The organism is Streptomyces sp. AA4, assembly GCF_000158875.1.
Classification (GTDB): domain Bacteria; phylum Actinomycetota; class Actinomycetes; order Mycobacteriales; family Pseudonocardiaceae; genus Amycolatopsis.
Map to the genome: position 1 here is coordinate 3,408,667 of NZ_GG657746.1, position 12,247 is coordinate 3,420,913.

General features: G+C 69.5%; 15 protein-coding genes and 1 pseudogene. 9 read left to right on the forward strand and 7 right to left on the reverse strand.

Annotated features, from left to right (window positions below):
* Positions 1-488 precede the first annotated feature (488 nt).
* From SSMG_RS47640 to SSMG_RS15815, 3 genes and pseudogenes are all read left to right on the forward strand, one after another.
* Positions 489-560, forward strand: a pseudogene (locus tag SSMG_RS47640) (hypothetical protein); the annotation flags it as partial.
* A 39-nt stretch (positions 561-599) separates the two neighbouring features.
* The gene (locus SSMG_RS46945; protein ID WP_234392755.1) at positions 600-923 is read left to right on the forward strand and encodes a helix-turn-helix domain-containing protein; all 324 of its coding nucleotides are present in this window, start codon (positions 600-602) and stop codon (positions 921-923) included.
* Positions 920-1,774 (forward strand): IS3 family transposase, encoded by an 855-nt coding sequence (locus tag SSMG_RS15815; protein WP_009077419.1) that lies wholly within the window; start codon positions 920-922, stop codon positions 1,772-1,774. The genes SSMG_RS46945 and SSMG_RS15815 overlap by 4 nt, the downstream gene beginning before the upstream one ends.
* Positions 1,775-1,839: 65 nt before the next feature.
* Here SSMG_RS15815 and SSMG_RS47645 read toward each other — a convergent pair whose 3' ends face one another.
* The gene (locus tag SSMG_RS47645) at positions 1,840-2,517 is read right to left on the reverse strand and encodes a S1 family peptidase (protein WP_009077421.1); all 678 of its coding nucleotides are present in this window, start codon (positions 2,515-2,517) and stop codon (positions 1,840-1,842) included.
* 68 nt (positions 2,518-2,585) lie between these two features.
* On the opposite strand from SSMG_RS47645, the gene SSMG_RS47650 reads away from it, so the two are divergent.
* The 4 genes from SSMG_RS47650 (at position 2,586) to SSMG_RS15830 (ending at position 4,615) form a co-directional block, all read left to right on the forward strand.
* Entirely contained in the window at positions 2,586-2,711 is a 126-nt protein-coding gene (locus SSMG_RS47650) for a hypothetical protein (RefSeq protein ID WP_353611756.1), read from the forward strand.
* A 48-nt stretch (positions 2,712-2,759) separates the two neighbouring features.
* Entirely contained in the window at positions 2,760-2,894 is a 135-nt protein-coding gene (locus SSMG_RS47655) for a hypothetical protein (protein WP_353611757.1), read from the forward strand.
* Between the two features lie 460 nt (positions 2,895-3,354).
* Positions 3,355-4,050, forward strand: coding sequence for a trypsin-like serine protease (locus SSMG_RS15825; RefSeq protein ID WP_100267062.1), 696 nt, complete (start codon positions 3,355-3,357; stop codon positions 4,048-4,050).
* 28 nt (positions 4,051-4,078) lie between these two features.
* Positions 4,079-4,615 carry a snapalysin family zinc-dependent metalloprotease gene (locus tag SSMG_RS15830; protein ID WP_009077425.1) on the forward strand — a complete coding sequence of 179 codons (537 nt, stop codon included), beginning with the start codon at positions 4,079-4,081 and terminating at the stop codon, positions 4,613-4,615.
* Positions 4,616-4,716: 101 nt separating this feature from the next.
* On the opposite strand, the gene SSMG_RS15835 is transcribed toward SSMG_RS15830, so the two are convergent.
* The 6 genes from SSMG_RS15835 to SSMG_RS15860 form a co-directional block, all read right to left on the reverse strand.
* Positions 4,717-6,105 (reverse strand): family 2B encapsulin nanocompartment shell protein, encoded by a 1,389-nt coding sequence (locus SSMG_RS15835; RefSeq protein WP_037713808.1) that lies wholly within the window; start codon positions 6,103-6,105, stop codon positions 4,717-4,719.
* A gap of 5 nt (positions 6,106-6,110) precedes the next feature.
* Positions 6,111-7,526: a family 2B encapsulin nanocompartment shell protein gene (locus SSMG_RS15840; protein WP_037713810.1), complete on the reverse strand. Its 1,416-nt coding sequence runs from the start codon at positions 7,524-7,526 to the stop codon at positions 6,111-6,113.
* Between the two features lie 51 nt (positions 7,527-7,577).
* Complete coding sequence (locus SSMG_RS15845) at positions 7,578-8,690, reverse strand: family 2 encapsulin nanocompartment cargo protein terpene cyclase (RefSeq protein WP_009077431.1); 1,113 nt, start codon at positions 8,688-8,690, stop codon at positions 7,578-7,580.
* Between the two features lie 10 nt (positions 8,691-8,700).
* A complete protein-coding gene (locus tag SSMG_RS15850) occupies positions 8,701-9,552 on the reverse strand; it encodes a geranyl diphosphate 2-C-methyltransferase (RefSeq protein WP_037717266.1) in 852 nt (283 codons plus the stop codon).
* Between the two features lie 420 nt (positions 9,553-9,972).
* Positions 9,973-10,296 (reverse strand): multidrug efflux SMR transporter, encoded by a 324-nt coding sequence (locus SSMG_RS15855; RefSeq protein WP_009077435.1) that lies wholly within the window; start codon positions 10,294-10,296, stop codon positions 9,973-9,975.
* A gap of 2 nt (positions 10,297-10,298) precedes the next feature.
* Positions 10,299-11,132 (reverse strand): aldo/keto reductase, encoded by an 834-nt coding sequence (locus tag SSMG_RS15860; protein ID WP_050788197.1) that lies wholly within the window; start codon positions 11,130-11,132, stop codon positions 10,299-10,301.
* 86 nt (positions 11,133-11,218) lie between these two features.
* On the opposite strand from SSMG_RS15860, the gene SSMG_RS15865 reads away from it, so the two are divergent.
* Both SSMG_RS15865 and SSMG_RS15870 read left to right on the forward strand, forming a co-directional pair.
* Complete coding sequence (locus SSMG_RS15865) at positions 11,219-11,824, forward strand: TetR/AcrR family transcriptional regulator (protein WP_234392832.1); 606 nt, start codon at positions 11,219-11,221, stop codon at positions 11,822-11,824.
* Between the two features lie 9 nt (positions 11,825-11,833).
* Positions 11,834-12,217 carry a hypothetical protein gene (locus SSMG_RS15870; protein ID WP_009077441.1) on the forward strand — a complete coding sequence of 128 codons (384 nt, stop codon included), beginning with the start codon at positions 11,834-11,836 and terminating at the stop codon, positions 12,215-12,217.
* The last annotated feature ends 30 nt before the right edge of the window (positions 12,218-12,247 follow it).

A 12,247-nucleotide genomic window follows, 5' to 3' on the forward strand; every position in this document is an offset into this window, starting at 1 on the left:
TGTCAAGGCGGGAAAGATGCCTTGACAAGCACCCCCGAACCGCAGGGCGGCTTTGTATCGGGGATGGGGGAGGGGTGGGTGCCCCCGGTGTTTGGGTGCAGTGGCTGCGGTTTGTTGCGCGGCTTGGGTGCGTGGTTGCTTCGAGCGGGGCGGCGTCCGGGTCGCGGGTAGCGCCCCAATGTGGCATTGGGTGCATGTGACGCACCCAATGTGGCGTTCGGTGCATCTGACGCACCCAATGCCACATTGGGGGATCCCGGCGGGGTCGGCGCGGAGCGGTCCGTGAAGGGCTCCTTGAGGGAATCTAATTCCCTCAAGGAGCCCTTCACGTCCGGCGGAGGGACGTGAGGGGAACCCTGAGGGACTCTGAGTCCCTCTGAACTGCGCCCCGGAAGTTGGACTGGGAATCCAGTTCCAGCTGTCCGGGGAGTGGTTCGTTGCATCCACGCAGTTCGTTGTCTGAGTGGCAGCGGGCGTCCGCTGTTGCGTTGTTCGAGGACGGGTATGGCGCGAAGGCCGTGGCGTCCCGGTTGGGGGTGTCGGCGGGTGCCGTGCGACGCTTGCGTGATCGTTGGAGGCTGCGGAGCGCGGGAGCGCTGATGGACAAGCCAGGCAGGCGGTCGTTCGCGTTCGAGTTCAAGCTGGAGGTCGTGCGCCGGTATGTCGGCGGCGAGGCGACCGCGGCCGAGCTGGCGCGCGAGCACGGGCTGTCCTCGCCCAAACTCGTGGAGAACTGGGCGCGGGCGTATCGGCGCGAGGGAGAGGACGCGTTGCGGCCCAAGCCGAAAGGCCGTCCGCCCGGTGTCGCGGACTCGCCGGGTCCCGGCGAGCTGGAGCGGTTGCGGGCGGAGAACCTGCGGCTGTCGGCGGAGAACGCCTACCTAAAAAAATTGCGGGCCTTGAGGGAGCAGGGGCGAGGGTGAAAACCCAGGCCGTCGCCGCCCTCAAGGCCGACTATCCGCTGCCGGTGCTGCTGGCGGTCGCGGGCCTGGCCCGGTCGACGTTCTTCTACCACCAGGCCCGGCCCGACCGGCCCGACCCGCACGCCGGGCTCAAGGCCGCGATCGCCGAGGCGTTCGAGGCCGCCCGCGGCCGCTACGGGCACCGGCGGATCCACACGGTCCTGGCCCGCGCCGGCTGGCGGGTGGCGAAGAAAACCGTGCTCGCGCTGATGAACGCCCTCGGCCTGGTCTGCCAGGTCCGGCGGCCGCGCCGGCGCCGGTCCTGGCCCGGCCGGCCCGGCACGGCCGCCGAGAACCTGCTCAACCGCGAGTTCGGCGCCGAGGCCCCGGACACCAAATGGGTCACCGACGTGACCGAGTTCCGCATCGGCGACCGCAAGGTCTACCTCTCGCCCGTGATCGACCTGTTCGACCGGTCCGTGATCGCCTACGCCTGCGGGCCGTCCCCGACGCTGGAGCTGACGAACTCCTCGCTGCGCGCCGCGATCGCGACCCTGCCCGCCGGAGCCCGCCCGCTGGTGCACTCCGACCAGGGCTTCCAGTACCGGCACGCCTCCTGGCGCTCCCTGCTCGCCGACGCCGGCCTGACCCAGTCGATGTCCCGGCGAGCCACCTGCCTGGACAACGCCGTCGCCGAGAACTTCTTCGGCCACCTCAAAGAAGAACTCTTCCACCACACCAAGTTCGACACCGTCGACACGTTCATCACGGCACTGCACGACTACATCGACTGGTACAACACCACCCGCATCTCCACCACGCTCCAAGGCCTGAGCCCGGCCGAATACCGGGCCCAGACCCTCGCCGCCTAACCTCTACATAACCAGTCCAACTTCCGGGGCCCAGTTCACTCAGGGTTCCCCTCACGTTTCTCTTTTTACGGCAGGGTCAGTCCGTATGCGCTCAGTGCTGCGGGGACTGGCTGGAAGAAGGTTTCTCCGCCGGAGGTGCAGTCTCCGCTGCCGCCCGAGGTGAGGCCCAGTGCGGTGGATCCGTCGAACAGCGAGCCGCCGCTGTCGCCCGGTTCTGCGCACACTGTCGTGTCGATCAGGCCGCTTACGCTGCCTTCCTGGTAGTTCACCGTGGCGTTGAGGCCGGTGACCTGGCCGTCGTGTACGCCGGTGGTCGAGCCGCTTCGGGTGACGGTTTCTCCTACTGTCGCGTCGCCTGCCGCGGTGATTTGCTGGCCGGTGTTCACGGCGCTCGGGGCGTCCACGCCGGCGTCGTAGGTGGCGTACGAGTAGTCCGTGCCCGGGAAGTTCGCGGCGGACGTGCTCGCGATGTGCTGCGAGTTGCCCTGGTCGGCCCACCAGTCGTTGGTCGCCACGCCGCAGTGGCCGGCGGTCAGGATCGCGGCCTGGCCGCTCGAGGTGTGCACGTTGAAGCCCAGCGAGCAGCGCAGGCCCTGGCCCCAGATCGCGTCGCCGCCGCTGATCAGGGGGCGGAGCTTGCCTTTCGTCTGGGAGAAACGCGCTTTGTCGCCGAAGCGGTGGACGGCGTTGGTCACCTGGGCGAGCTTGGCGCCGGTGACCGTCGAGTCGGCGGTGACGAGCACCTGGCCGGTGCGCGGGTCGACGCGCCACGCGGTGCCGGGGGACGCTCGCCGTGCGGGCCAGTTCCGCGGTGACCGCTTTCAGTTGCGACGCACGGTATTTCACGAACTTCGGCGTCGCGCCGGCCGCACGGACCTGGGCGGCGGCGGCCTGGTCGGTGACGGTGACCGTCAGCCGCGAGGACGAATGGTCGTAGTACGAGCCGACGGTGCGGTCGCCGAGCGACTTCGCGAGGCTGGCGGACATGGCGGTCGCGGCTCTCGCGTTCAGCGGGGCCGCCGAGGGCTGGGCCGCCGCGACGCCCGAGGCGGCGAAAACTGATCCAGCGGCCAGAACCGCCGCGGCGAAGGCGACTCCGCCGCGTCCGCCGTGTCTTTGACTGAGTGCTGGGATCATGCACATCTCCGTTTCTTGCGAATAGGACGATGGCGCGCCGCGGTCAGCGAATGCGGGGCGCAATTCGCAGTTTAGGGACGCCGGGCAATCCGTTATACCCACGAAAGTCGCGAATCCCGTTCGGCTTTGCTGTTCAGCGGTTCGCGCGGTCCGCTCAACGGAAGTCCCGTATCGCCGCCATTAGCGGCTCGGCGAACAGCGCGGACGCCGATGCGGAACGGCGTATTCCGCGTTCGGTTCATCCCGGTAATCGCAGTTCGTGCCGCCGCGCACGGTTCGTCTTCCGGCTTTGTCCCTCCTTTCGATGGTGTTCGGACTCCGGCGGCCCTGGGACTCTGTGGTTTCCGTCGCGGGCCCGGCGCCCGCGAAGTGGTCCCCGGCCGTATCCCGGCCGAAGTCCGAACCCGCTCTCGGCGGGATCGGTTGCTATGGAAGGGAAAGCGATGCGGAAAACAATGCTGACGATGATGGGCGCGGCCGCCCTGCTGTTCGGGGTCGCCGCGCCGGCGGCAGCGGCGCAGCCGGCCATCATCGGAGGCAGCGACGCCACCGAAACCTACTCGTTCATGGTGTCACTGGACAACGGCTGCGGCGGAAGCCTCGTCGCGCCCCAGTGGATCATCACCGCGAACCACTGCGGCCAGGCCTCGCAGGCGCGGATCGGGTCCACCGACATCAATTCCGGCGAAGTGGGCCAGATCGACAACGTGATCACCGATCAGGGCACCGATCTCACGATGATGCACCTGAGCCAGCCCGCCCAGTCCGCGCCGGTCGCGATGGCGCAGAGCAACCCCGCCCCGGGCACGACCGCACGGCTGCTCGGCTGGGGCTGCACGAGCTGGCCCAACTGCCAGACGCCGCAAACCCTGCAGCAGATCGACCTTCAGGTCCTCGACAGCAGCGCGTGCGCCGAGGGCGGCGGCGGCGCGGGCGACGTCTGCATCTCCGGCGACTACGCGCATTCGGCGTGCCACGGCGATTCGGGCGGCCCCGCGATCGTCGGCACCACCGGGAACTGGACGCTGGTGGGCGAAACCCACGGCCCCGGCGACAACGGCGGCGAATGCGCCACCACCACCCTCTACACCGGCATCGCCCAGTACATGTCGTGGATCCAGCAGCAGATCGGAAGCTGACCCCCCTCGTGCGGAGAGGAAGAAAACCATGACCCTGCACCGCTTTGGCCGCCTGGCCGCCGGCGCGGCCGCGGCGTTGGTGCTGCCGCTGACCGGAGCCGGCACGGCGACGGCCGCGCCGCTCGACGCGGTCGAGCTGTACTACGACGCCAGCGGACTGCCCGACTACCAGGCCGAGGCCACCCAGGCCGCGGCGAACTGGAACAACTCCGTGCACAACGTGCATCTGAACAGCGGCGGCGCCGCGACGATCATCATGCACGAAACCACCGGCGGCGGGTCCTACACCCAGACCGACGGGCACGGCAACGGCGACATCTACATCGACACCCAGCAGGTCGCCGAGGGCAACGACCCGACCCGGATCATCGCCCACGAGATCGGCCACAACCTCGGTCTTCCCGACCACTACGAGGGACCCTGCTCGGAACTGATGTCTGGGCACGGGCCGGGGATCACGTGCAAGAACGCGATGCCCGACGCACAGGAGTCGGCCCAGGTGGACGCGAACTTCGCGAACGGGTTCGCGGCGGTTCGCTTGCCGGAGAAGCACATCTACCGGTGAGGAATGTCTAATCTGGACTGAGTCCGAGTAATGCTTGGCGTACAAGCACAATCGCCGATGCTCGCCGGAAGCGCAGTGCTTCCGGCGAGCATCGGCGCGGCTCAGGACCGGGCGATCTCGACGTGCTCGAGAATGCCCAGCGCGTCCGGCACGAGAACCGCGACGGAGTGGTACGCACTGACCAAATAGGACGAGACCGCGCGGTCGTCGATGCCCATGAACCGCACATTCAGCCCGGGCCGGTATTCGTCGGCGAGATTTTTCGGCCGCAATCCGATGACGCCCGCGTCGTCTTCCCCGGTGCGCATCGCGAGCACGGAGGTGATGCCCGCCTCGCTCACCGGGATTTTGTCGCACGGCAGGATCGGGACCCCGCGCCACGCCATGACGCGTTTCCCGTCCACCACGACCGGATCCGGATAAATGCCCGCCCGCGTGCATTCGCGGCCGATCGCCGCGATGGCCCTCGGATGCGCGAGGAACAACCGCGTCTTGCGGCGCCGGCAGAGCAGTTCGTCCAGATCGCCCGGCGTCGGCGGACCGGTGCGGGTGGTGATCCGGGTTTTGAGGTCGGCATTGTGCAGCAGGCCGAAATCCGGGTTGTTGACCAGTTCGTGTTCCTGCCGTTCCCGCAGCGCCTCCACGGTGAGCCGCAATTGCTCCTCGAACTGGTTCATCGGGTCGTTGTACAGATCGGCGACGCGGTTGTGCACCCGCAGGACGGTTTGCGCCACCGCGAGGTCGTACTCGCGCGGCGACGGCTCGTAGTCGACGTACGTTCCGGCCAGGACCGGTTCGCCGTCGTGCCCGGCGGACAGGTGGATGTTCGCCTCGCCCTTGTGGTTCTGCGGTTTCCGCGGCCGGGACACGGCCTGCGCGACGTGCGCGCGCAGGGAGTCGAGCCTGCCGTTGAGCCGGGCGTACGCGCCGGCGGGCAGCACCAGCGCGACCACCCGGGTGGCGGCGCGGGCGGTGAACCCCCAGGTGGCGTCGTTCCCGGTGAGGAGTTCCCCGCCGAAGTGGTCTCCGTCGGTGGAGGTGCCGAGATGGGTTTCCGCGCCGAACTGGCCCTGGCCGTGCCGGGAAACCTTGCCGTGCACGACGAGCACGAGCTGGTCCAGCGCCTGCCCGGCGGTGACGAGCGTGCTCCCCGCCTCGTACTCGCGCTGCTCGAACGCGTCGGCCAGCGCGCCGAGCGCCGCTTCGTCGGAGAACCCGCGCAGCAGCTCGATTTCCGTCAGCTCGAGCGGGACGACCTGCACCTGCGGCCCGGTCTGGAAGAAGCTCACCTTGCCGTCGCCGACGGTGTAGGTGAGCCGCCGGTTGACCCGGTAGCTGCCGCCGGGCACCTCGACCCACGGCAGCTGCGAAAGCAGCCACCGCGGGGTGATCGAGCGCATCTGCGGCCGCGACTTGGTGGTCGTGGCGAGGGTCCGGGCCGCCTTGACGCCGAGGGAGAGCTGCTGCTCCTGTTGTTCGGTGACGGGCACCGGGCTCAGCCCTCCCGGCCGATTTCGGCGGCTTCCAGCACGGCGAGCGCGTCGGGCACGAGGACGGCGGCGGAATAGTAGGCCGAGACCAGGTAGGACAGGATGGCCTGTTCGTTGATGCCCATGAACCGCACGTTGAGGCCCGGCTGGTACTCGTCGGGCAGCCCGGTCTGGTGGAGCCCGACGACGCCTTGCGCCTGCTCGCCGGTCCGCATGAGCAGCACCGAGCTGGTGCGGGTCTCGGTGACCGGGATCTTGTTGCACGGCAGGATCGGCACGCCGCGCCACGCGGGCACCTGGTGTCCGCCGAGGTCGACCGAACCGGGGTAGACGCCGGCCTTGCTGCATTCCCGCCCGAACGCGGCGATCGTCTTCGGGTGCGCGAGGAAGAACGCGGGGTCCTTCCACACCAGCGAGAGCAGCTCGTCGAAATCGTCCGGCGTCGGCGGGCCGGTGCGGGTGGGCACGCGCTGGTCGAAGTCGGCGTTGTTCAGCAGGCCGAAGTCGGGGTTGTTGACCAGCTCGTGTTCTTGCCGCTCCCGCAGCGCCTCGACGGTCAGCCGCAACTGCTGCTCGGTCTGGTTCATCGGTTCGCTGTAGAGGTCGGCGACCCGGCTGTGGACCCGCAGCACGGTCTGCGCCACGCTCAGCTCGTACTCGCGCGGGGACGTGTCGTAGTCGACGAAGGTGCCCGGCAGCTTCGGTTCGCCGTCGTGGCCCGCGGCGAGGGCGATCTCGGCCTCGCCGTGTTCGTTGCGGGCCGTGTCTCCGCCCGAGATGAAGGCGTCGAGGTGCGCCCGCAGCGCTTCCGAGCGGTTGAGCACGCCTTCGAACTCCTGGCGCGACAACGTCAGCACGGTCGCGGCGGTGACCGCCTTCGCGGTGTACTCCCAGATCCCGTCCGGGGTGGTCAGCACGTTTTCGCCGAAGTAGTCGCCGTTCAGCATCGTGCCGAGCACGGTCTGGTCGCCGAAGGCGCCGACCCCGGCCTTGGTGATCTTGCCGTGCGCGATGAGGAACACCTGGTCGGCGCGGCTGCCGAATTCGGCCAGCACGTCGCCCGGCTGGTATTCGCGCTGTTCGAACCGGCCGGCCAGCTCGGCCAGCGCCGCCTCGTCGTCGAATCCGCGCAGCGGCGCGAGCTCCCCGAGTTCGGGCGGGATGACCCGGACCTCGGAGCCGCTGGTCACGAACGTGACCCGGCCGTCGCCGACGGTGTAGGACAGCCGCCGGTTGACGCGGTACGTGCCCGCGGACACCTCGACCCACGGCAGCACCTTCAGCAGCCACCGCGTGCTGATGCCCTGCATCTGCGGCACGGACTTCGTGGTCGTGGCCAGTTGCCGCGCCGCCGCGCGGCCTAGGCTCAAGGGTTCCTGGTCTTCCACGTCCGCGGAGTCGACCGGGTCGGTGACAGTCACAGCGAAACCACCTTGTCTTCGGTTGCGAAGCCTGGGCTCGGGAGTCGGGGGTCAGGATCGGTAGCGGGGGTTCGTGGCGTGCCATTCGAAGCCGCCGCCCATCCAGTCGCGGACGCCGGCGAGGAAGCGCTGCAGCTCCGGCGACGGGATCGCGAGCAGGGCGCGATGGCCCTCCTCGAACTCGCGCACGATCCGGTTGTGCAGGGCGACCGTGGTCTCGACCGCCTCGGAGACCGGGCAGTTCCGGTCGGCGGCGATCTGCAGCACCATGTTGCAGACCGGGTTCTCGTCGGCCGCGTCCTTGGCCACCGAATGGAGGTCGTTGACCAGGACCGTCGCGGTGCCCGCGCGCATCATCGCCTCCCGCACGCGCGGGTCGTAGTAGAACGGCGCGGGCAGTTCGTACCCGCCGACGGCGTCGATCAGGGTCATCGACGTGTAGAAACTGTCGTGCTGGCGGGCCGCCAGGTACTCCCAGGCCGGGGGGTAGCGCCCGGTGTGGCGCCACGCGGCGTAGGCGTCCCAGCTGACGAACATCGCGAACGTCGAATAGCAGACCCGCTGGACCAGCACCGGCGAACCGTGCCTGCCGAGATGGTCGACCGCGGAATGGAACCCGACCCGGATCGGGTCGGCCCGCAGCGCCTCCTCCAGCGGCGCGGTGAACTCGCCTGCGGGCGCCACCGGGTCCATCGCGGCCATCACGAGCGCCAGCCGCGGCGGGAGTTCGGTCGGCGAGGCGCCGAGGGAGCTGTCGTCGGCGTAGTAGTCGTCGGCCGCCCACCACACCGCGTTGAGCTGCGCGGCGATCAGCAGCCGGTCCGGGTCGGAGGAGTCCGGGTGGGCGAGCATCGCGAGCTTGCCGAAGCCGGCGTTCGCGATCTGGTCCAGCCCCTCGCCGTCGAACCCGCAGTCCTCCGCCCACGCGACGAGCCGCCGGTCGACCTCCTCGGCGAGCGGTTCGTCCACCCGCCGCACGACCGGGCAGTACAGCGGCGACGCGCTGCCGTCGCCCCATTCCCGTTCCGCGTACGCCGGGTCCTGCCCGCCGGACGGCGCGAACTGCGCCGCGATCCGCGCGGCCGACGTGCCCAGCCCGACCGGGCCCGCCCACAGCGAGGACGGGCAGGCCAGGTCCGGGCGGACCGCTGCGATTCCGGTCATGTCGGCCCGCTCAGACGCGGTCGGCGGCGATGAGCAGGTAGTGGAAGCTGCCCTCGCGGTAGGCGGTCAGGAACGGCTTCTCGATGCCGGTCGCGACGGACGACTGCTCGCGCAGCTCCCAGTACGGGATCGTCGCCTCGGTCAGGTCCACCACGTTGATCGGGACGAAGCCGGTCGCGGCGAGCGCTTTGAAATAGTCGCCGCGCGCGTGGATATTGCAGATGTAATGCTGGTCGATCTGGCTCACCGCGCGCGAACGCCCGCCGGTCAGGTCGTTGTAGCATCCGGTGATGGTCACGAACCGGCCGCCCGGGGCGAGCTGCCGCGCGTGTTCGGCGAAAAGCTCGGGCAGGTCGACGTACATCGTGCTTTCGTTGTTCCAGATCCCGGCGAAATCGCCGCTTTCGAATCCGGTGTCGAGCATGTTCCGGAGATGGAATCGCACCGAATCGTCGATTCCGCGCAGCCGGGCCTGTTCATTGGCGAAATCGACCTGCTGCTCGGAAATGGAGATGCCGTCCACCCGGCAGCCGAACCGCTGGTGCGCCTGCACGCTCGTGCCCCCGCGCCCGCACCCGGCGTCGAGCAGCCGGTCGGTCGGGGCGATGTCTCCGAGGTGGCCCAACAGGAACTGCGACTGCGCCGTCTCCAGCCGGTGCATTTCGGCGATGATCGCCTTGTCCCGCTTTTCGCCGCTTCCGTCCAGAACGGACGGATCGTAGTCGCCGATGCCGTAGTGGTGGTGGTAAAGCCCGTCGACGTCGCCGAGGCGCAGGTTGACCGGATCCTTTTCGGCGTTCCAGTAGTCGGCGACCGACTGCTGATACGCGGTGCGGGCAACCGGGCGGGCAACAGACGTCATCATGTACTCCCTTTTCGGACCGCAATTTCCGGTCGGCGCGCGGTGAACTGTGCCGGCGCGCTTCGTCCTGGCGCGAGGCGCTCGGCTTTCTCCTTCTGCGTCCGAGGCTAGCGAGGATTCTTTTGCGCGGACAAGACGATTCGCGGGAATTCACTCGCGGGCTGGCGGGAGCGGTCCGGCGTGCCTCTTCTGGCCTAGGAAGCCACTCCTGCGGGGTGTCCGGGCGCCGGTCGCCGGGGCCCTAACGATGCCGCCGGACACACGGGCGGATGACGGAAGGCGACAGCCCGTGGGCGATCCCGGCGGACGGGTGACGCCTGATCGGCCGAAGCGGTTCCGGGCCGCGGAACGCCGGGGAACTCCGCGGAACTCCGGGCGACGGGTGCGGCGGGGCCGGTCCGGGCTGGACCGGCCCCGCCCTCACGCGGTCCGGGAGGTCAGCTGAAGCAGGACGACTCCGCCAAGAATCAGCGCGAGCGCGAGGATCCGCGGCACGCTGACCGGTTCGCGAAGCCAGAAAATCCCGACCGCGGCGGTGCCGACCGCGCCGATGCCGACGAACACCGCGTAGGCCGTCCCGACCGGGACCGTCTTCATGCCGACGTTGAGCACGTACAGCACGAGCACGGTGAGCGCGCCGCAGACGAGCGTCGGGACGAGTTTCGTGAAGCCGTCGGTGAGGCGGATGCTGTGCGCCCAGGCGATTTCGAGCAGCCCGGCCGCGAGGACGGCGATCCAGCCCATCGTCAGGCCTCGTCGAGCGCGGCGCGCACGGCGGACGGCAGGGCCAGTTCCTCGGCGGCGACAAGGTCGGCGAGATGGCCGGGATCGCTGGTGCCGGGGATGACGGCGACGTTGGGCGCGAGGTCCAGCAGCCAGGCGAGCGCCAGGGTCGCCGCCGGAACGCCGAGCCGCCGGGCGTGCTCGGTCAACGGCGAACCCTCTCCGGCCAGCGCTCCGTTGCCGAGCGGACGGAACGCCAGATACGGGATCCCGGCGGCGGTGGTCGCGTCGAGGACGTCCCGGCCGCCGGAGCGGCCGACGTGGTACTCGTTCTCGACGGACGCGATCGGCGTGACCGCGCGCGCCTGGTCCAGCAACTCGAGCGTGACGTTCGAGATGCCGACGTGTTCGATCAGGCCCTCGTCGCGCAGTGCGGCGAGCGCCCCGACGGTCTCCGCCCACGGCACCGTGCTGTCGGGCATGAATCTCGCGTGCACCAACGGAAGCCGCTCGACGCCGAGTTGCGCGAGGTTGTCCCGGACGGCCGCCTGGATCGCTGCCGGCGCGGCATCGGCGACGAACCCGCCGTCCGGGCTGCGGCGCGCGCCGACCTTGGTGGCGATGAGCAGGTCGTCCGGATAGGGCCGGAGCGCCTCGGCGAGCAGGCGGTTCGCGACCTCGGGCCCGTAGTAGCCGGACGTGTCGATCAGCCGGACGCCCGCGTCGACGGCGGCGCGGACGGCGGCCTTGGCGCGGTCCGGGTCGGCCGGTTCGCCCAGGGCTTTCGGCCCGGCGAGCTGCATGGTCCCGTAGCCGATCCGGCGCACGGAACGGCCGGCGAGCGTGAACGAGTGCATGGATTGCCCCCCCATCAGTCATGTGGACACTGTGTCCACTTATGACTGTACTCGATCCGGACACGCTGTCCAGATACAGTGACGGGGTGAACAGCAAGCCAGTCACGGAACGGGCGGACGCCGCGGCGAACCGCCAGCGGATCCTCGCCGCGGCCGAGGACCTGTTCGCCACGAAGGGTCCGGACATCACGATGGGCGACCTGGCCGCGGCGGCGGGGGTCGGCCGCGGAACGCTGTACCGGCGCTACGACAGCGTCGCCGCGGTGGCCGTCGCGTTGCTGGACGAGCACGAGCGGCGGCTGCAGGAGGCGATGCTGTCCGGTCCGCCGCCGCTTGGGCCGGGTGCTCCGCCGCGCGAGCGGTTGGTGGCGTTTTACGACGCGATGATCGATTTGCTGGAGAAGCATTTGCCGCTGGCGCTGGGCGCAGAGACCGGGGCTCGGCGGTATCAGACCGGGGCGTACGGGTTTTGGCGGGTGTTCGTGGCGGCGCAGGTTCGCGAAGCCGGGCTGCGGGACGAAGCGTTGCCGGACGTGTTGCTGGCTCCGCTGGCGCCCGATCTGTACCAGAATCAACGGCATGAACGCGGAATGTCGGTTGCGGCGGTGAAGAAGGCACTGCATCGGCTGGCTGATGCGTTGCCGGCGGACCGGTGTCTTGCTGAGCCAGTGGAACCGGCTGAGCCGGGGTAAATTCGCCGGATGAACGGTGGCGCGCCGATGCGGGTCGGCTGGATCTGCCTCGCGGTGGTCAGCGCGGGGATCCTCGGGTTCGGGATTGTGGTGGCCATCGTGCCGCCCGCCGGGGACGCGTTGCTCTACCGCACCGACGCGCTCGCCACCGCCGGGCTCGGGTTGTTCGGCGGCTTGCTCGCGGTGTTCCCCTTCCGCGCGGGGGAGCGGTGGGCGTGGTTCGCGTTGTGGTTCTACCCGGTTTTCTGGCTGTTGCATTGGGTATTCCGGCTGCCGCCGGGTACTGACCACGTGCACCAGGTGGTCTTCGTGGTGCTGTCGTTGGCCGGGTTGCTCGTGCCGGTGCGGGCGTTCTTCCGGGCGCCGGCCGAGGGGCAGCACGCTCGCCGGTAGGTAACCGGGACGCGGCGTGTCATGATTCGC

Excerpts from the sequence above, each read along its gene's own strand:
- SSMG_RS46945 (WP_234392755.1), top strand. The coding sequence starts at position 600 with ATGGACAAGCCAGGCAGGCGGTCGTTCGCGTTCGAGTTCAAGCTGGAG.
- SSMG_RS47655 (WP_353611757.1), top strand. The coding sequence starts at position 2,760 with ATGGCGGTCGCGGCTCTCGCGTTCAGCGGGGCCGCCGAGGGCTGGGCC.
- SSMG_RS15825 (WP_100267062.1), top strand. The coding sequence starts at position 3,355 with ATGCGGAAAACAATGCTGACGATGATGGGCGCGGCCGCCCTGCTGTTC.
- SSMG_RS15830 (WP_009077425.1), top strand. The coding sequence starts at position 4,079 with ATGACCCTGCACCGCTTTGGCCGCCTGGCCGCCGGCGCGGCCGCGGCG.
- SSMG_RS15845 (WP_009077431.1), bottom strand. The coding sequence starts at position 8,690 with ATGACCGGAATCGCAGCGGTCCGCCCGGACCTGGCCTGCCCGTCCTCG.
- SSMG_RS15850 (WP_037717266.1), bottom strand. The coding sequence starts at position 9,552 with ATGACGTCTGTTGCCCGCCCGGTTGCCCGCACCGCGTATCAGCAGTCG.
- SSMG_RS15855 (WP_009077435.1), bottom strand. The coding sequence starts at position 10,296 with ATGGGCTGGATCGCCGTCCTCGCGGCCGGGCTGCTCGAAATCGCCTGG.
- SSMG_RS15860 (WP_050788197.1), bottom strand. The coding sequence starts at position 11,132 with ATGCACTCGTTCACGCTCGCCGGCCGTTCCGTGCGCCGGATCGGCTAC.
- SSMG_RS15870 (WP_009077441.1), top strand. The coding sequence starts at position 11,834 with ATGAACGGTGGCGCGCCGATGCGGGTCGGCTGGATCTGCCTCGCGGTG.